This window comes from Streptomyces sp. NPDC059718, assembly GCF_042733315.1.
Classification (GTDB): Bacteria; Actinomycetota; Actinomycetes; order Streptomycetales; family Streptomycetaceae; genus Actinacidiphila.
Genome location: NZ_JBHWGA010000002.1, coordinates 323487 through 339967 on the forward strand (window position 1 = coordinate 323487; position 16481 = coordinate 339967).

The 16481-nt window shown below is 74.6% G+C and carries 17 protein-coding genes; 12 read left to right on the forward strand and 5 right to left on the reverse strand.

The annotated features are described in order from the left end of the window. Nucleotides 1–55: 55 nt before the first annotated feature. The 6 genes from ACFV3E_RS03985 to ACFV3E_RS04010 all read left to right on the forward strand — a co-directional run bounded on the left by ACFV3E_RS03985 (nt 56) and on the right by ACFV3E_RS04010 (nt 4828). Entirely contained in the window at nt 56–553 is a 498-nt protein-coding gene (locus tag ACFV3E_RS03985; RefSeq protein ID WP_500533220.1) for a molybdopterin-dependent oxidoreductase, read from the forward strand. Nucleotides 554–574: 21 nt separating this feature from the next. After that, nucleotides 575–979, forward strand: coding sequence for a pyrophosphohydrolase domain-containing protein (locus ACFV3E_RS03990; protein ID WP_500368124.1), 405 nt, complete (start codon nt 575–577; stop codon nt 977–979). A 31-nt stretch (nt 980–1010) separates the two neighbouring features. After that, nucleotides 1011–1943, forward strand: a complete 933-nt coding sequence (locus ACFV3E_RS03995; protein WP_500533221.1) for a LysR family transcriptional regulator — start codon at nt 1011–1013, stop codon at nt 1941–1943. A 112-nt stretch (nt 1944–2055) separates the two neighbouring features. Continuing rightward, nucleotides 2056–3216: an NAD-dependent formate dehydrogenase gene (locus tag ACFV3E_RS04000; protein ID WP_500533222.1), complete on the forward strand. Its 1161-nt coding sequence runs from the start codon at nt 2056–2058 to the stop codon at nt 3214–3216. Between the two features lie 127 nt (nt 3217–3343). Further along, nucleotides 3344–3742 (forward strand): DnaJ family domain-containing protein, encoded by a 399-nt coding sequence (locus ACFV3E_RS04005; protein WP_500533223.1) that lies wholly within the window; start codon nt 3344–3346, stop codon nt 3740–3742. 144 nt (nt 3743–3886) lie between these two features. Next, a complete protein-coding gene (locus ACFV3E_RS04010; RefSeq protein WP_500533224.1) occupies nt 3887–4828 on the forward strand; it encodes a YhjD/YihY/BrkB family envelope integrity protein in 942 nt (313 codons plus the stop codon). On the opposite strand, the gene ACFV3E_RS04015 is transcribed toward ACFV3E_RS04010, so the two are convergent. Together ACFV3E_RS04015 and ACFV3E_RS04020 are read right to left on the reverse strand one after the other, a co-directional pair. Further along, a complete protein-coding gene (locus tag ACFV3E_RS04015; protein ID WP_499512780.1) occupies nt 4798–5226 on the reverse strand; it encodes a DUF7144 family membrane protein in 429 nt (142 codons plus the stop codon). The two genes, ACFV3E_RS04010 and ACFV3E_RS04015, sit on opposite strands and share 31 nt — an antisense overlap. A 26-nt stretch (nt 5227–5252) precedes the next feature. Next, entirely contained in the window at nt 5253–5738 is a 486-nt protein-coding gene (locus tag ACFV3E_RS04020) for an FxLYD domain-containing protein (protein WP_500533225.1), read from the reverse strand. A 96-nt stretch (nt 5739–5834) separates the two neighbouring features. Here ACFV3E_RS04020 and ACFV3E_RS04025 point away from each other — a divergent pair, with 96 nt between their 5' ends. The 3 genes from ACFV3E_RS04025 (at nt 5835) to ACFV3E_RS04035 (ending at nt 9816) form a co-directional block, all read left to right on the forward strand. Then, nucleotides 5835–7130, forward strand: a complete 1296-nt coding sequence (locus tag ACFV3E_RS04025) for a hypothetical protein (RefSeq protein WP_500533226.1) — start codon at nt 5835–5837, stop codon at nt 7128–7130. Nucleotides 7131–7247: 117 nt separating this feature from the next. Then, entirely contained in the window at nt 7248–9062 is a 1815-nt protein-coding gene (locus ACFV3E_RS04030; protein WP_500533227.1) for an APC family permease, read from the forward strand. A gap of 202 nt (nt 9063–9264) precedes the next feature. Then, on the forward strand, nt 9265–9816 hold the full coding sequence (locus tag ACFV3E_RS04035) for an excalibur calcium-binding domain-containing protein (protein WP_500533228.1): 552 nt from the start codon (nt 9265–9267) through the stop codon (nt 9814–9816). 127 nt (nt 9817–9943) lie between these two features. On the opposite strand, the gene ACFV3E_RS04040 is transcribed toward ACFV3E_RS04035, so the two are convergent. Beyond that, nucleotides 9944–10888 (reverse strand): ribose-phosphate diphosphokinase, encoded by a 945-nt coding sequence (locus ACFV3E_RS04040; RefSeq protein ID WP_499512772.1) that lies wholly within the window; start codon nt 10886–10888, stop codon nt 9944–9946. Between the two features lie 9 nt (nt 10889–10897). Then, nucleotides 10898–12115, reverse strand: coding sequence for a threonine synthase (locus tag ACFV3E_RS04045; RefSeq protein WP_500533229.1), 1218 nt, complete (start codon nt 12113–12115; stop codon nt 10898–10900). 102 nt (nt 12116–12217) lie between these two features. Between ACFV3E_RS04045 and cbiE the strand changes: the two genes are divergently transcribed. Together cbiE and cobM are read left to right on the forward strand one after the other, a co-directional pair. Next, nucleotides 12218–13459 (forward strand): precorrin-6y C5,15-methyltransferase (decarboxylating) subunit CbiE, encoded by a 1242-nt coding sequence (gene cbiE / locus ACFV3E_RS04050; protein ID WP_500533230.1) that lies wholly within the window; start codon nt 12218–12220, stop codon nt 13457–13459. Then, nucleotides 13456–14226: a precorrin-4 C(11)-methyltransferase gene (cobM, locus tag ACFV3E_RS04055; protein WP_500533231.1), complete on the forward strand. Its 771-nt coding sequence runs from the start codon at nt 13456–13458 to the stop codon at nt 14224–14226. Before cbiE ends, cobM begins: the two co-directional genes overlap by 4 nt. 370 nt (nt 14227–14596) lie before the next feature. On the opposite strand, the gene ACFV3E_RS04060 is transcribed toward cobM, so the two are convergent. After that, nucleotides 14597–15697: a cobalt-precorrin-5B (C(1))-methyltransferase gene (locus ACFV3E_RS04060; RefSeq protein WP_500533232.1), complete on the reverse strand. Its 1101-nt coding sequence runs from the start codon at nt 15695–15697 to the stop codon at nt 14597–14599. Between the two features lie 21 nt (nt 15698–15718). On the opposite strand from ACFV3E_RS04060, the gene ACFV3E_RS04065 reads away from it, so the two are divergent. Next, nucleotides 15719–16477 carry a cobalt-precorrin-6A reductase gene (locus tag ACFV3E_RS04065; protein ID WP_500533233.1) on the forward strand — a complete coding sequence of 253 codons (759 nt, stop codon included), beginning with the start codon at nt 15719–15721 and terminating at the stop codon, nt 16475–16477. The last annotated feature ends 4 nt before the right edge of the window (nt 16478–16481 follow it).

The window sequence follows — 16481 nt, forward strand, 5'->3', positions numbered from 1 at the left end:
GTGCGTTTCCACGACCGCCCTGCGCGGGTACGGTGATCGGGGGAGGTGGAAGCCCGTGACCGTGTCCGTTCCCGCGCCGCCGCCGGGGCTCGCCGGCTTCAGCCTGAGCGGCGACCTGGCCCGCCCCGCGCCGCTCACGGTGCCCGACCTGCGCGCCTGGCCCCAGCACACGGCCCGGGTGAGCTTCGAGTGCCGGACCAGCGGTGTGCAGCACCACCGTTTCGAGGGCCCGTTGCTCCACGAGGTGCTGTGCTCGGCCGGTCCCGGCTTCGACCCCGGCCGCCGCAAGGACCGGTTGCGCTTCCTCATCGCCGTGACCGGGGCGGACGGTCACCACGCGCTGCTGTCCTGGGCCGAGATCGACCCGGACTTCGGGCAGGCCCCCGTGCTGCTGGCCACCCGCATCGACGGCACCCCGCTGGACGCGTGCGGCCCGCAACTGGTGCTGCCCCAGGACCGCTGCGGGGCCCGGCACGTCAGCGGCATCACCGCCATCCGGGTGGACGGGGGCTACGGCGGCGGCCCGGCGGCGGGGAGCGAACAGGGCGTCTGAGCGGGCACTACGATCGGCGGAATGCGATCCTCCCCCGCCGGCCTGGTCCGTGAGTTCCACACCGCCTTCGGCCTCGACGTCCGCCCCCGGCCGACCGAGATCACGCCCGAGCACGCGGCGCACCGTCAGGACCTGCTCGCCGAGGAGGTGGCCGAGGTCGCCGAGGCCTCCGGGACCGGACCCCTGGACCACCTCGCGCACGAACTGGCCGACGTGGTCTACATCGCGTACGGCACCGCGCTGGTGCACGGCATCGACCTGGACGAGGTCATCGCGGAGATCCACCGCGCCAACATGAGCAAGCTGGGCCCCGACGGCCGGCCCACCCTGCGGGCCGACGGCAAGGTCCTCAAGGGCGAGCACTACCAGGCCCCCGACGTCGCGGCGGTGCTGCGCGCCCAGGGCTGGACGCCCGCCGGGGAGTAACGCGACGGCGCGGCGTGTGCGACCGTGAGCCATGCTGCTTCGCCAACTGGAGTACCTGGTGGCCCTCGCCAGGGAACGGCACTTCGCGCGCGCCGCCGACGCCTGCTTCGTCTCGCAGCCCTCGCTGTCGGCCGGCATCCGCAAGCTGGAACGCGAGCTGGACGTGCCGATCGTGCGGCGCGGCCGGCGCTTCGAGGGGCTGACCCCGGAGGGCGAACGGGTGCTGCTGTGGGCGCACCGCATCCTGGCGGAACGGGACGCGCTGCGGCAGGAACTCTCCGAGATGCGCGGCGGGCTGGCCGGCGCGCTGCGGCTCGGCGCGATACCCACGGCGCTGACCGCCGCGTCCTTGCTGACGACGCCGTTCTGCGAGCGGTACCCGGGGGTGCGGGTCAGCCTGGAGTCGCTGTCCTCACGGGAGATCAGCGACCGGCTCGCGGAGTTCGAGCTCGACGCGGCGATGACGTACCTGGACGACGACGCCCTGCGCCATGTGCGCCGCTTCCCGCTCTACGAGGAGCGCTACCTGCTGCTCACCCCCGCGGACGCGCCGCCGGCCGGGCTGCCGGTGGCGCGTTGGGCGCAGGCGGCCGCGCTGCCGCTGTGCCTGCTGTCGTCGCGGATGCGCAACCGCCGGATCATGGACGAGTGCTTCGCCGCGGACGGGGTCACCGCCTCGCCGGCCGTCGAGACCGACTCGGTCGCCGGGCTGTACGCGCACCTGACGGGCTCGGGCGGGCGCTGGTCGAGCGTCATCTCGCACGCCTGGCTGCACATGTTCGGGGTGCCCGCGGGGATGCGCGTGGTGCCGCTGGAGGGGCCGGCGCACGGTCCCCGGGTGGGGCTGGTGATCGCGGACCGGCGGCCCGAACCGGTGCTGGCCAGGGCCCTGCTGGCGGTCGCCCGGCAGGCGCGGGTGCGGGACGCGCTGGACGCGCTGGTGGAGGCGCACCTGGGCGGCTGATAGCGCCGCGCTATCACGCCATAGCGACGTTCGCTTTGACCCCCCGGCGGCCGGGCCGCGACCGTGAAGTGACCTTCCGCAGCGTCCACTTCACGGATGAGGAGCCGCAGTCATGGCAAAGGTGCTGTGCGTCCTGTACGACGACCCGGCCGACGGTTACCCGACCACGTACGCCCGCGACGACCTGCCGCGCATCGACCACTACCCCGGCGGCCAGACCACCCCCACGCCGCAGGCGACCGACTTCACCCCCGGCGCGCTGCTGGGCAGCGTCTCCGGCGAACTCGGCCTGCGCCGCTTCCTGGAGGAGCGCGGCCACACCCTGGTCGTCACCTCCGACAAGGACGGTGACGGATCGGTCTTCGACCGCGAGCTGGCCGACGCCGACGTGGTCATCTCCCAGCCCTTCTGGCCGGCCTACCTGACGCCCGAGCGCATCGCCGCGGCCAGGAACCTGAAGCTGGCCGTCACGGCGGGCATCGGCTCGGACCACGTCGACCTGGACGCGGCCGTCGCGCGCGGCATCACCGTCGCCGAGGTCACCTACTGCAACAGCATCAGCGTCGCCGAGCACGTGGTGATGATGACGCTGTCGCTGGTGCGCAACTACCTGCCCTCGCACCGGGTCGTCCTGGACGGCGGCTGGAACATCGCCGACTGCGTGGCCCGCTCCTACGACCTGGAGGGCATGCACGTCGGCACGGTCGCGGCGGGCCGGATCGGGCTGGCGGTGCTGCGCCGGCTGGCGCCCTTCGACGTGAAGCTGCACTACACCGACCGGCACCGGCTGCCCGAGGCCGTGGAGCAGGAGCTCGGGCTGACCTGGCACGAGAGCGCCGCCGCCATGGTGCCGCACTGCGACGTCGTGACCGTCAACGCCCCGCTCCACCCCGAGACCGAGGGCCTCTTCGACGACAAGCTGATCGACACCATGCAGCGCGGCGCGTACCTCATCAACACCGCGCGGGCGCTGATCGTCGACCAGGACGCCGTCGACCGGGCCCTGCGGGACGGACGGCTGGCGGGCTACGCGGGCGACGTCTGGTACCCGCAGCCGGCGCCCGCCGACCACCCCTGGCGCACCATGCCGCACCACGGGATGACCCCGCACATCTCCGGTTCCTCGCTGTCGGCGCAGGCCCGCTACGCGGCGGGCACCCGCGAGATCCTGGAGTGCTGGCTGGACGGCAGGCCGATCCGGGACGAGTACCTGATCGTCGCGGGCGGAGCGCTGGCGGGTACGGGGGCGCACTCGTACTCCATCAGCGGCTGACCGGCTCCGGGCCGCCGACCCGCAGGGCGCGCGGGTCGGCCGCCCGGTCGGCGCACAGGGCCGCCCCCGCCCACCCCGCCCACCCCGCCCTTCCCGCCCCGGGCCGGCGGGAGGGAGAATCGGCCCCATGACGGAGCGCAAGCCACCGGGCGTCCCCTTCGAGTCCTGGGTCGACAAGCAGATCCGGGAGGCGGCGGAGCGCGGCGCCTTCGACAACCTGCCCGGCGCGGGCAAGCCGCTGGCCGGTCTGGACCGGCCCTACGACGAGCTGTGGTGGATCAGGGAGAAGATGGCCCGCGAGGGGCTGTCCCACCTCCCGGCCGGCCTCAGGCTGCGCAAGGAGGTGGAGGACGCGATGGACGCCGCCTCCCGTGCCCCCTCCGAACCCGAGGTGCGTCGCATCGTCGAGGAGGTCAACGAAAAGATCCGCGCGGGCCTGCGCACCCCCATGGACGGCCCGCCGCTCAACCTCGTCCCGTACGAGGTGGAGGACGTCGTCGCACGGTGGCGCGCGGAGCGCGGCTGAGGGCGCGCCGCAGGCGCCCGCCCGCCGGTGGCCCAGGGCGCGGACAACTCGCGGCGGCCCGCATCCGGTTCGCCCGGGCGGCCGGTGGGCCGGCGGCGGCGCCCCCCGGTTGCGGGGCCCGGCGGGCTGAAAAATAGTCGGACTGTGAAAGGGCGGCCACGGGTCAGGATCCCGGAGGGGCTCCGTGCGCGGTTCGCGGACCTGCCGGGGCGGGCGCGCGCCCTGCGGGCCGACGCGGAGCGGCGGTTCCCCATCATCACCCGGCTCGCCGCCCGGCTGCTGAGCGTCAACGTGCTGGACGCCGCCACCCGGCTGGCCGCCCAGGCCTTCCTGACCGCCGTGCCGCTGCTGTTCGTCATCGCGTCCCTCGCGCCGGAGGGGGTGCGCAAGGAACTCCTCGACTCGCTGGTGCGGGTGCTGGGGCTCTCCGGTCCCGCCCGTGACCAGCTGCGCTCGGTCTACGAGTCCGATCCCGGGAACCTGCGGGGGACGGTGGGCGTGGTGGGCACCCTGATGGCCCTGCTGTCGGCGACGGCCTGCAGCCGGGCGATGCAGCGGGTGTGCGAACGCGCCTGGCACCTGCCGAAGTCGGCGGCGCGGATCGCGGCCTGGCGCTGGTTCGCCTGGGTGTGCGCGGCACTGCTCTACCTGGCGGTCCAGGGGCCGCTGCGGGAGGGCTTCGGCGCCGGCCGCTGGCTCGGCGTCCCGCTGTCCCTGGTGAGCGCGGTGGGCCTCTGGTGGTGGACGCAGCACCTGCTGCTGGGCGGCCGGATCGGATGGTGGCCGCTGCTGCCGGGTGCGCTGCTCACTGCGGTGGTCCTGGAGACGGCCGTCTTCGCCGCGCCGCTGTACGTGCCGACGGCGCTCAACCGCAGCCTGCAGACGTACGGCTCGCTGGGCTCGGTGTTCACCCTGCTGTCCGGGCTGATCGCGTTGTGCGTCGTGGCGACGGTGTGCCTCACCGTGGGCGCGGTGTTCCACGGCGACCAGCCCGGGGGCGGGGCCGCGCCCGCCGCGCCCGGCCCGCGGCCTGGGGAGGGCCGGGCGGGCGGCGGTCAGGCGGCCGGTGAGCGCTCCGGCCGGTAGTGGGCGAGCGCCCAGATGATGAAGATGTCGAGCGCGATCAGGATGACCGACCAGAACGGCAGGTAGGGCAGGTAGAGGAAGTTCACGATGATGCCCAGGCCCGCCAGGACGACACCCATGATGCGTGACCAGAGCGCGGCGCCGCTGAGCAGCCCCGTTCCGGTGACCACCAGGAGCACTCCGAGGACCAGGTGGATCCATCCCCACCCGGTCAGGCTGAACTTGTAGACGTAAGTGCCGACGCGCGCGTACACGTTGTCGGCGGCGATCCCCGAGATGCCCTGGAAGATCGCCAGGACACCGTCGACCAGCAACAGGACGCCGGCGAAGGTGACGCCGCCGCTGACCCAACCGTTGCGGTGGTTGCCGGTCCTGGGTGTCGTGCCGGTGGCTGCCATGGCTGCCTCCTCGCGGTGATGGTGCTTCAGTGCCGCAGCGCCCGCTCCACCTGGGCCTTGACCGTGCCCGTCAGGTCGCGGTTGCTGCGTACCGTGGCCTCGCCGGACTTCTGCGGGGCCACGTCGGCGACGTTGACCACGGCGGCGTCGAGGAGGTTCCCGCTGGCGTCGCGGAAGGTCACCTCGACGGTGTACGTGGCCTGCTTGTCGCCGCTGTTGGTGGCCGTGACCTTGGTGGTGGCCTTGCCGCCCTCGACGGTCACGGGGTCGAGCTTGACGTCGTCCTTCGCGTTGACACCGTTCTTGATCTTCGCCAGCTGGGACTGCGCGGCGGCGGTCGCCGAGGCGACGGCCTCCGCGCCCTCGGACACCAGCGAGGACGCGGCGGACGCGGCCTTCGACGCCTTCTCGGCGGGGGTGCTGTCGTTGTCCGAGCAGGCGCTCGCGGTGAACGCGACGGCGGACAGTACGACCGCCGCGCACACCGCGCGGCTCCGGTACGGCCTCGTCATTCCCTACCTCCACAGACTCATGCGCCTCAAATGGCACATCATTCACCATACGTATTAAATTGCCGTGTCGCGTGGTGAAGGAGAGGCGGCGGTGACATGGCGGATGCAGCGCCCCAGGGGCGTGACGATCTCGCCGAACTGCGTGCCCGGCTGTCGGCGCTGGAGGCGCGGGAGGCCGTTCCCGCAGGCGCCCGACCGCAGGCCCCGCCGCCTCACCGACGACGCCCCGTGCGGGCCTTCTTCTCCGCCCTGTTCATCGTCGTGGCCTGCGTCTTGGTGCCGCTGAGCGCGCTGGCCGTCTGGGTCGACTCCGAGATCGGGGACACCGACCGCTACGTCGCCACCGTGGCGCCCCTGGCGAGCGACCCCGCCGTCCAGAACGCCGCCGCCAACCGCATCACGTCCGTGGTGATGCAGCAGATCGACGTGAAGAGCCTCCTGGACGAGGTCGCCCCGCAGGACCGCCCCCGCCTGGACGAACTGCTGAGCCGTGTCTCCGGCCCCCTGACCAGCGGCATCGAGAGCCTGGTGCACTCGACGGCGGACAAGGTCGTGCGCAGCGACGCCTTCGAGAAGGCCTGGACCGACGCCAACCGCAGGATCCACGACTCGCTCGACAAGGCGCTGACCGGCCAGGGAGGCGGCGCGGTCAAGCTCACCAACGACACCGTGGCCATCGACCTCGCCCCGGTCATCGACCAGGTCAAGCAGCGGCTGGTCGACGCGGGCCTGACGATCGCCGCGAAGATCCCCGAGATCCACACCGACCTCACCGTCGTCCGCTCCGACAAGGTCGGCAAGATCAGGACCGCCTTCCGGCTCCTGCAGCTCGCCGGTCTCTGGCTGCCGATCGTCGCCGTCGTCCTCGCGGCCGCGGGTGTGCTGCTCGCCGTCCGCAGGCGGCGCGCCCTGGTCGCGGCCGCGCTCGGCTTCGCGGCCGCCGCCCTCGTGCTCGGTGCGGCGCTGACCGTCTTCCGGGCGATCTACCTCGACGCGCTGCCCGCGAGCGTCGACCAGCAGGCCGCGGGGACGGTCTACGACACCCTGATCCGCTTCCTGCGCGGGACCGTCCGCGCCGTGTTCGTGCTGGGCGTCGTCGTCGCGCTGGGCGCCTGGCTGAGCGGGCCCGGGCGGTACGCCCGCCGCACCCGCGGGGTGTGGGAGTCCGTGCTGGGCGGCGCGGGCGACGCGGCGCACCGGGTGGGGCTGCGGACCGGTCCCGTGGGCCCCTGGCTCGTCCGCCACAAGTTGCCGGTCGGCTGGATCGTCGTCGCCGCCGCGGCCCTCGCGCTCGCCTTCTGGTCCTACCCGACCGGCTGGGTCGTCCTCGGGCTGGCCCTCGCCGTCGTGTTCGTCCTCGCCGTCGTGGAGTTCCTGGCCCGGCCCGACTGACCGCTCACCCGATCGGCCGCCCCGCGCTGCGCCGGGAAGGCCGCCGCCGGAGGCTGACGGAAGAGCCCGCCGGCGGAGGAGACCAGCCATGAGCCAGACGCAGCCGGCGGGCGGGCGATGACCTTCGGCCTGGCACGCCGCCAGGAGCGGCCCAGGGTGCCGCTGCGGCACGGCGAAGGGGACCGCTCCCTGCTCACCAGCGTCCAAGGGCTCGCCGCGCTGTCGCTGGACGCCCTCAGCTCGGTGGCGTACGGCCCCGAGGCCATCGTCCTCGTGCTGATCGCCGCCGGGACCGCGGCCCTGACCGTGACGCTGCCCGTCATGCTGGTCATCGCGGGGCTGCTGGTCGTGCTGGTCATCTCGTACGGGCAGGTCATCGCGGTGCACCCGGACGGCGGCGGCTCCTACGCCGTGGCCAAGAAGGACCTCGGGACGCGGGTGAGCCTGCTGGCGGCGGGCAGCCTGGTCGTCGACTACGTGCTCACCGTCGCCGTCAGCCTGGCCGCCGGCGCCGCCAGCCTCGCCTCGGCGTTCCCCTCGCTCACCCCCTACCTGCTGGAGATCTGCCTGGGCGGGCTGGCGCTGCTCACCCTGGTGAACCTGCGCGGCGTCGCCGACAGCGCGCGGGTGCTGATGCTGCCCGCCGCGCTGTTCGTCCTGTCCATCGGCGGGATCGTCGTCGCCGGCCTGCTGCGCGACCAGCCCGCGGCCGTCGTCGGCACCCCGCAGCCCGTCCACGTCACCGAGGCGCTGAGCGTCCTGCTGGTGCTGAAGGCCTTCTCCTCCGGCTGCTCCGCCCTGACCGGGGTGGAGGCCATCGCCAACGCCGTGCCCTCCTTCCGGCAGCCCAAGGTGCGCCGCGCCCAGCGCACGGAACTGATGCTCGGCGCGCTGCTGGGGCTGATGCTGATCGGGCTGGCGTTCCTCATCCGCCGGGACGAGGTCGCCCCGCGCGGCGGCGTGACCTTGCTGGCCCAGCTGACCGCGGGCTCCTTCGGCACCGGGTGGCCGTACTACGTCAGCAACCTGCTGGTCACCCTCGTCCTCGGGCTGGCCGCGAACACCAGCTTCGGCGGCCTGCCGGTCCTGATGAGCCTGCTCGCCCGGGACAACCGGCTGCCCCACGTGTTCGGGCTGCGCGCCGAGCGGCCCGTCTACCGCTACGGCGTGGTCGCCCTGGCCGTGGTGGCGGCGCTGCTGATCATCGCCGTCGACGCGCAGACGCAACGGCTCATCCCGCTCTACGCCATCGGGGTGTTCACCGGCTTCACCATCAGCCAGACCGGGCTCGTCCGGCACTGGGCGGGGGCGCGCCCGCGCGGCTGGGTGCCGCGCGCGGCGCTCAACGGACTGGGGGCCCTGCTGACCGCGCTGGCCGGGGTGATCCTGGTGACCACCAAGTTCACCGAGGGCGCGTGGATGGTCGTCGTCGTGGTGCCCCTGCTGATGCTGCTCTTCGCCCGCATCGAGCACTACTACGCGGAGGTCGGCAGGGAACTCGGCCTCGGCACCGTCCCCGACCGGCCGCGGCGCACCAACAGCCTGGTCATCGTGCCCCTCGGCGGGGTCAGCAGGCTCGCCCGGCACGCGCTGACCGCCGCCATCGCCCTCGGCGACGAGGTCGTCGCGGTGACCGTCGAGCCCGACCAGGCCAAGGCGCGCGACCTGCTCGACACGTGGGCCCGCTGGCAGCCCGGCGTCCGCCTCGACGTCATCGAGAGCCCGCACCGCTCACTGGTGCTGCCGATCCTCTCCTACGTCCGCCGCATGTCGCAGGACGGCCGGCAGATCGCCGTCCTCATCCCCGAGATCCAGCCGCGCCACGCCCGGTACCGCATCCTGCAGAACCAGCGCGGCATCCTCCTCGCCACGATCCTGCGCGCCCGCACCGACGCCGTCGTCTGCCTCCTGCCGTACCGGCTGGACATCTGACGGGTACTGGGCGCCTCCGACGGAGGTCTCCTGGTCAGCGCGATACCGGGGGGTGTCCCACTGCCGCGGCTCCTCGCTAGTGTGTGCCTCCCGTGAAGGGGAAGTGATGGCCCTGTGTTCCTCGGCCATCTCCGGGCAAGGTCAACAGCGCACGGGCGCCATGCGGACGACGCCGTCCGCAGTCGTATGGGGAGGGAACCACATGAGCAACAACCCGCAGCAGCCGCAGGGGTGGGGTCCGAGGCCGCAGCAGCCGGGAGCGGTACAGCCGCCGACGAACCCGTACGGCGCCCCCGCCGCGCCGAGAAGACCGGACTCCAGGCCGCTGTACAAGCGCAAGCGCGTCTGGCTCGGGGGAGTCGGGCTCTACCTGATCGGCACGCTGATCACGGGTCTGGGTACGCAGGGCACCGTCGACGAGGCCCATGCGAAGGTGAAGGCGAGGCCGACCGTCACGGCGAAGGCCACCGTCACCGCGACCGCCACGGCTACCGTCACCGCCTCGGCGGAGCCCGCTCCGACCGTGACGAAGACCGTCAAGGCGAAGCCCCTGCCGAGGGTCACGGTGACCAAGACCGTCAAGGCCGCCGGGTCCGGCAGCGGTGGCAGCAGCTCCGGGGGTGGTGGCGGCGGCAGCGCGTACTACGCGAACTGTGCTGCGGCCCGTGCCGCTGGGGCCGCTCCGCTCTACGCGGGTGACCCGGGCTACCGGAGTGGGCTCGATCGTGACGGCGATGGAGTCGCCTGCGAGTAGCCGCCTTCGGGGGCGGCGGGGTGCCGCCGCTCGTGGCGACCTGCAGCGGGTGGTCGCCCGCATCGTCGACGACGAGCAGAGCGTGGCCGCCGCGGCGGACGCCGACGCGGCGCGCGGGGACGGCCGATCAGGCCGGGTCGAACAGGGCGCTGACCGACTCGCCGTCGTGGATCCGCCGCACGGCCTCGGCCAGGGCGGGCGCCACGGAGAGCACCCGCAGCTTCTCCGTGTGCTGCTCCTCCGGCACGGGCACCGTGTTGGTGCACACGATCTCCAGCACGTCCGGCTGCTCCGACAGGCGCTTGAGGGCGCCCGCCGCGAACAGGCCGTGCGTGCAGGCGACGCGGACCGAACGGGCGCCGAGCTCCCGCAGCCGCGCCAGCAGTTCCAGGACCGTGCTGCCCTTGGCGATCTCGTCGTCCAGGACGATCACGTCCCGGCCGGCGACCTCGCCGATCACCGATCCGATGCTGACCCGGTCGTCGGCGAACCGCTGCTTGGCCCCGGCCGCGACCTGCACCCCCAGCATCCGGGCGAAGGCGGCCGCCTCCTTGGCGTTGCCCAGGTCCGGGGAGACGACCGTGGTGCGCGACAGGTCGTTGCCGCGGAAGTGGGCGGCCAGCTCGCGCAGCGCGTGCAGGTGGTCGACGGGGACGCTGAAGAAGCCGTGCACCTGCGGGGAGTGCAGGGTCATGGTGAGCACCCGGCTCGCGCCCGCCGCGACCAGCAGGTCGGCGACGAGACGCCCCCCGATCGAGATCCGGGGGGCGTCCTTCTTGTCCGAGCGCGCGTAGGCGTAGTGCGGCATGACGACGGTGATCCGGCCCGCGGAGGCGCCCCGTGCGGCGTCGCACATCAGCAGCAGCTCCACCAGGTGCTCCTGGACCGGGGCGACCAGCGGCTGGATCAGGAAGACGTCCCGTTCGCGGCAGTTGGCCTGCAACTGCACTTCCAGGCAGTCGTTGGCGAAGCGGCTGACGCGCGCCGGGCTGAGCGACACGCCCAGATGGGCGCAGAGCTCCGAGGCCAGTCGAGGGTGGGCACTGCCGCTGAAGACCGCGATGTCGCGCACGGGGTCATCCTAGGGGCCGGGTTCACCCAGACGGCGCAGCACCGTGTCCCAGTCGGGGGCGAGCGGCGGCAACCGCAGGGAACCCACCGAGGCGTCCTTGAAGCCGCTGGACGTCGACACGCACACCACCGGACCGTCGAAGCGGCCCGCGCCGTACTGGCGGAGCCCGGCCAGCCCGGCCGCGGCGGACAGCTCCGTCCACAGGCCCGCACGGGCCAGCTCGGCGCGCGCCGCGGCCAGTTCGGCGTCGGTGACGAGCAGGGCCTCGCCGCAGCTGTCACGTATCGCCGGGACCCCGCGGTAACTCCCCACCTGGCAGGCGATGGAGTAGGCGGCCGTCGGGGCGACCGGCACGGTGACCGCGGGCAGCCCCCGGCGGAGGGCCGCGGCGAGCGGGCCGCCCGCGGCGGGCTCGCAGCTGAACAGGCGCGGGACGGCGGAGGTGAGGCCGAGGCGGCGGAGTTCGGTGAAGCCCTTGGCGATGCCGAAGAGCAGCTCCCCGTAGCCGGTGGGGACGAACACCGCCGCGGGGGCGCCGACGTCGCCGAAGACCTCGTACGCGACGGTCTTGTAGCCCTCCGCGCCGAAGGGGTGCCCGGTGTGCGTCGGGGTGAGGTTGCTCACCGGGTGGAGGCCGTACTCCTCGCTGATGCGGCGGACCAGCGGCCAGCGCGCCTCCACGGGCACGGGCAGCACCTCGGCGCCGTAGGCGTGCAGGAAGGAGACGACCGCCGGGGGTGCCTGCGGGGAGGTGAGGACGACGCAGCGCAGCCCGGCCCGGGCGGCGTACGCGGCGGCGGAGGCACCGTGGTTGCCGGAGGAGGCGACGACGACGCCGGGCGCGCCGCAGGCGAGGGCGGCGCTGACCGTGCAGCGGTTGAGGCGGTCCTTGTGGCTCCAGGTCGGATTGCGCGACTCGTCCTTGACCAGGACTCCGCCGCCCAGGTCGACCAGCGGGGTGCCGCCCTCGCCCAGTCCCGGCGCCGTGAGCGGCGGCAGCAGGGGTGCCCAGCGGTCCAGGCCGTGCCGGGCGGTGGCGCCCGGGGTGCCCGCGGCGCCGAACAGGCCGTCCGGGACGCGGTCGTAGGCGTAGTCGACCTCGACGGGGTAGGAGACGGTGTCCGTGCTGGTCCGCGGGCAGCCCTCCGTCAGCGGCGGCCACAGGGGGTAGCCGACGGCGGGGTCGCCGAGCGAACGCTGGCCGACGGCCAGGGAGTCCGTTGCCACGCGTCCGAGCGTAGTGGCCCCGGGCCCGGGGCTCACCTGGCACTTCACGTAGAGTGCGGCTGCTGTGCCCGACCGTTCCCGCCGACCTCCGAGGTGACCGTGATGGACGACGACGCGTCCGCCCCCGTGGCCGTCGTCGGGATCGGCGCCGACGGCTGGGCCGGGCTGCCCGCGGCGTCGCGGGAGGCGCTCACCGGGGCAGGGGTCGTCCTCGGAGGCACGCGCCAACTGGAGCTGCTGCCCCCCGAGGTGACCGCCGAGCGGGTCGCCTGGCCGTCGCCGCTGCGGCCGGCCGTGCCGGGGCTGATCGCCGCGCACGCGGGGCGGCGGATCGCGGTGCTGGCCAGCGGTGACCCCATGTTCCACGGCATCGGCCGGACCCTCACCGAGGTGCTGGCAGCGGACCGCCTCCGGGTGCTGCCCCACCCCTCCTCGGTGTCGTACGCCTGCGCGCGGCTCGGCTGGGCGGTGGAGGACACCGACGTGGTGAGCCTGGTCGGGAGGCCACCGGCCACGCTGGCGGGCGCGCTGTACGACGGACGCCGGGTGCTGGTGCTGAGCCGGGACGCGGACACCCCGGCCGCGGTGGCCGGGCTGCTGCGCGAACGGGGCTACGGCGTCAGCCGGTTGCGGGTGCTGGAACAGCTGGGCTCGCCCCGCGAACGGATCCTGGACGGCACCGCCGGCGACTGGCCGCACCCGCCCGGCGATCCGCTGAACGTCGTCGCGGTCGAGTGCGCCGCGGAGCCGGCGGCCGCACCGCGGCTGGGCCTGGTCCCCGGGCTGCCCGACAGCGCGTACGAGCACGACGGGCAGCTCACCAAGCGCCACGTACGGGCCGCGACCCTGGCCGCGCTCGCGCCCGCGCCCGGCGAGCTGCTGTGGGACGTGGGCGGCGGCTCGGGCTCGATCGCCGTCGAGTGGATGCGGGCGCACCGCACCTGCCGCGCGGTCACCGTGGAACGCGACGCCGTCCGCGCGGAGCGCATCGCCCGGAACGCGGCCGCGCTCGGCGTCCCGGCACTGCGGGTGGTGACCGGCGCCGCTCCGGCCGCGCTGGACGGACTGCCCGTCCCCGACGCCGTCTTCGTCGGCGGCGGGCTCACCGCGCCCGGCCTCCTGGAGGCCTGCTGGGCGGCCCTGCGGCCGGGCGGCCGGCTGGTCGCCAACACCGTCACGCTGGAGTCCGAGGCCCTGCTCGCGCGGTGGTACGCGCGGCACGGGGGCGAACTCGTCCGGCTCGCCGTCGCGCACGCCGCCCCGGTCGGCGGCTTCACGGGCTGGCGCCAGGCCATGCCCGTCACCCAGTGGTCCGCCGTCAAACCCGCGGGAGTGCAGCCATGACCGTCCACTTCATCGGCGCCGGACCCGGCGCCGCCGACCTGATCACCCTGCGCGGCCTGCGGATCCTGGCGGCCAGCAAGGTGTGCCTCTACGCCGGGAGCCTCGTCCCCCGAGAACTGCTCGCCGAGTGCCCGGCGGACGCCCGGCTCGTGGACACGGCGCAGCTCACCCTCGACCAGATCACGCAGGAACTGGTCCGCGCCCACGAGGAGGGCCACGACGTGGCCCGGCTGCACTCCGGCGACCCCTCCGTGTTCAGCGCCGTCGCCGAGCAGATGCGCCGCCTCGACGCGGCCGGCGTCCCGTACGACGTCGTCCCCGGCGTCCCCGCCTTCGCGGCGGCCGCCGCGGCCCTGAAGCGGGAGCTGACGGTGCCGACCGTCGGCCAGACCGTCATCCTCACCCGGATCGCGCAGCAGGCCACGCCCATGCCGGAGGGGGAGGACCTGGCGACGCTGGGCCGCAGCGGCGCGCTGATCGTGCTGCACCTGGCGGCCCGCTACGTCGACCGCGTCGTGGCCGAACTCACCCCGCACTACGGGGCCGACTGCCCGGCGGCCGTCGTCGCGATGGCCTCGCGCCCCGACGAACTGGTGCTGCGCGGGACGCTCGACGACATCGCGGAGCAGGTCAAGGCGGCCGGCGTGGTCCGCACCGCGGTCATCATCGTCGGCCGCACGCTGGGCGCGGAGCAGTTCCGCGACAGCCACCTGTACTCGGCCGAGCGCATCCACCGGCACGCGGCGGACTGCGGCGCCTCCTCCTAGGGGTTCCCGCCCGGGAGCCTCGGCCGAGGTCGTGGTCGTGGTCGAACCGGATCCGGTGGGTGCCGCCCTCGTCGATCGCGAGCCCGGCCGGTGCCGGTGATGCCGGTCGGTGCGGCGGCGCCGCTCGTGGGCACGACGACGGAGAACCCGGCGGCGCGGTCGCTTCCGGAGGCCGTCGCCGGGTGCGCGGAGTCGAGGGTGCCCTCGCCCTCGAAGGTCTTCCCGATCGTGGCGACCCCGACCGGGGTCCGGTGGTCACGGCGATGGCCAGTTCCCGTACGAGCCCGGTCGGCACGAATGCCGTGACGGTGAACGTTCCCGCGGCTCGCACGCGTCGAGCCTGGCGGCGGGGCCGGCCCCGCGCGGCGGGTCAGCCGGCGCGGCCGACGATCGTCCCGGCGCGGTCGATGCAGATGACGTCGACGGCGACGGGGGCCTCGCGCAGGACGCCGACGGCGGTGCGGCGGGCGGCCTCGGCGACCAGGTCGCCGAGGGGGACGCCGTGGGCGAGGCACGACTGGACGGCCTGGAGGCCGGTGTTGGCGGTGGCGACGGCCTCGGCCAGGGCCTCGTCGGCGCCGCCGCGGCGGGCCAGGTCCGCGAGGAAGGCCTTGTCGACCTGCGAGCGGGAGGAGTGCAGGTCGAGGTGCCCGGCGGCCAGCTTGGACAGCTTGGCGAAGCCGCCCGCGAGGGTCAGCCGCGGCACCGGGTGGCGGCGCAGGTACTTCAGCACGGCGCCCGCGAAGTCCCCCATGTCCAGCAGCGCGTCCTCGGGCAGCCCGTGCACGGCGACGGCGACCTTCTCCGACGTCGACCCCGTGCAGCCCGCGACGTGGGTGCGGCCCGCCGCCCGTGCCACGTCCACCCCGCGCCGGATGCTGTCGATCCACGCCGAGCAGGAGTAGGGCACGACGATGCCGGTGGTGCCGAGCACCGACAGTCCGCCGAGGATGCCGAGCCGCGGGTTCCACGTGCTGCGCGCCAGCTCCTCGCCGTCGTCGATGGAGAGGGTGATCTCGGCGTCGCAGGCGGCGCCGTGGCGGGCCGCGACCTCGGCGAGGTGGTCGCGCATCATCGTGCGCGGGACGGGGTTGACGGCGGGCTCGCCGACGGCGAGCGGGAGCCCGGGCCGGGTGACGGTGCCGACGCCCGGGCCGGCGCGGAAGACGACCCCGCTGCCCGGGGCGCCGTGGCGCACGGTGGCCCGGACGAGCGCGCCGTGGGTGACGTCGGGGTCGTCCCCGGCGTCCTTGACGACGCCCGCGGTGGCCCAGCCGGGGCCGCGCTCCTCCACCGCGAGGGCGAAGGCGGGGCGCTGCCCCTTCGGCAGGGTGATCGTCACCGGGTCGGGGAACTCGCCGCCCAGCAGGGCGGTGTACGCGGCGGTGGCGGCCGCCGTCGCGCAGGCGCCGGTGGTCCAGCCGTGCCGCAGCCCGGTCCGCTCCAGCTGGGCGCTCCGGCCGCCGCTCACGGCGCCCCGTAGGGTGCGGGGGTGACCGGCAGACAGCAGCACGTCCTCGTCCTGGGCGGCACCACGGAGGGCCGCCGACTCGCGGAGGCGCTGGCCGCCGAGCCGGCGGCGTGGCGGGTCACCAGTTCGCTCGCGGGGCGGGTGGAGCGGCCCCGGCTGCCGCCGGGGGAGGTGCGCACCGGCGGCTTCGGCGGCCCGGCGGGGCTCGCGGCGTGGCTGCGCGCGCACGCGGTCGACGTGGTCATCGACGCCACCCATCCTTTCGCCGGGACGATGTCCTTCAACGCCGCCGAGGCGGCCTCGGCCACCCATGTTCCCCTGCTCGCGCTGCGGCGCCCCGGGTGGGTCGCCGGTCCCGGCGACCGCCGGCACCCGGTGGCCTCGCTGGCGGAGGCGGCCCGGGTGCTGCCGGAGCTCGGGCGGCGGGTCTTCCTCACCACGGGCCGTACGGGGCTGGCGGCCTTCGCGGGGGTCACGGACCTGTGGTTCCTGGTGCGTTCGGTGGACGCCCCGCGGCCGCCGCACCCGCCGCGGATGGAGGTGCTGCTGGACCGGGGGCCGTTCACCCTGGACGGGGAGCGGGAGCTGATGCGCCGGCACCGCGTCGACGTGCTGGTCACCAAGGACAGCGGCGGCACCGCGACCGCGCCCAAGCTCGCGGCCGCCCGCGAACTGGGCCTGCCCGTGGTCGTCGTGGAGCGCCCGCCGGTCCCGGAGGGCGTCCCCGTCGTCCCGGACGTGCCGGGCGCGCTGGAGTGGCTCCGCGCGCGCACGGCCTGAACGG

Excerpts from the sequence above, each read along its gene's own strand:
- ACFV3E_RS04030 (WP_500533227.1), top strand. The coding sequence starts at position 7,248 with ATGACCTTCGGCCTGGCACGCCGCCAGGAGCGGCCCAGGGTGCCGCTG.
- ACFV3E_RS03990 (WP_500368124.1), top strand. The coding sequence starts at position 575 with ATGCGATCCTCCCCCGCCGGCCTGGTCCGTGAGTTCCACACCGCCTTC.
- ACFV3E_RS04015 (WP_499512780.1), bottom strand. The coding sequence starts at position 5,226 with ATGGCAGCCACCGGCACGACACCCAGGACCGGCAACCACCGCAACGGT.
- ACFV3E_RS04020 (WP_500533225.1), bottom strand. The coding sequence starts at position 5,738 with ATGACGAGGCCGTACCGGAGCCGCGCGGTGTGCGCGGCGGTCGTACTG.
- ACFV3E_RS04025 (WP_500533226.1), top strand. The coding sequence starts at position 5,835 with ATGGCGGATGCAGCGCCCCAGGGGCGTGACGATCTCGCCGAACTGCGT.
- ACFV3E_RS03995 (WP_500533221.1), top strand. The coding sequence starts at position 1,011 with ATGCTGCTTCGCCAACTGGAGTACCTGGTGGCCCTCGCCAGGGAACGG.
- ACFV3E_RS04000 (WP_500533222.1), top strand. The coding sequence starts at position 2,056 with ATGGCAAAGGTGCTGTGCGTCCTGTACGACGACCCGGCCGACGGTTAC.
- cbiE (WP_500533230.1), top strand. The coding sequence starts at position 12,218 with ATGGACGACGACGCGTCCGCCCCCGTGGCCGTCGTCGGGATCGGCGCC.
- ACFV3E_RS04035 (WP_500533228.1), top strand. The coding sequence starts at position 9,265 with ATGAGCAACAACCCGCAGCAGCCGCAGGGGTGGGGTCCGAGGCCGCAG.
- ACFV3E_RS04005 (WP_500533223.1), top strand. The coding sequence starts at position 3,344 with ATGACGGAGCGCAAGCCACCGGGCGTCCCCTTCGAGTCCTGGGTCGAC.
- cobM (WP_500533231.1), top strand. The coding sequence starts at position 13,456 with ATGACCGTCCACTTCATCGGCGCCGGACCCGGCGCCGCCGACCTGATC.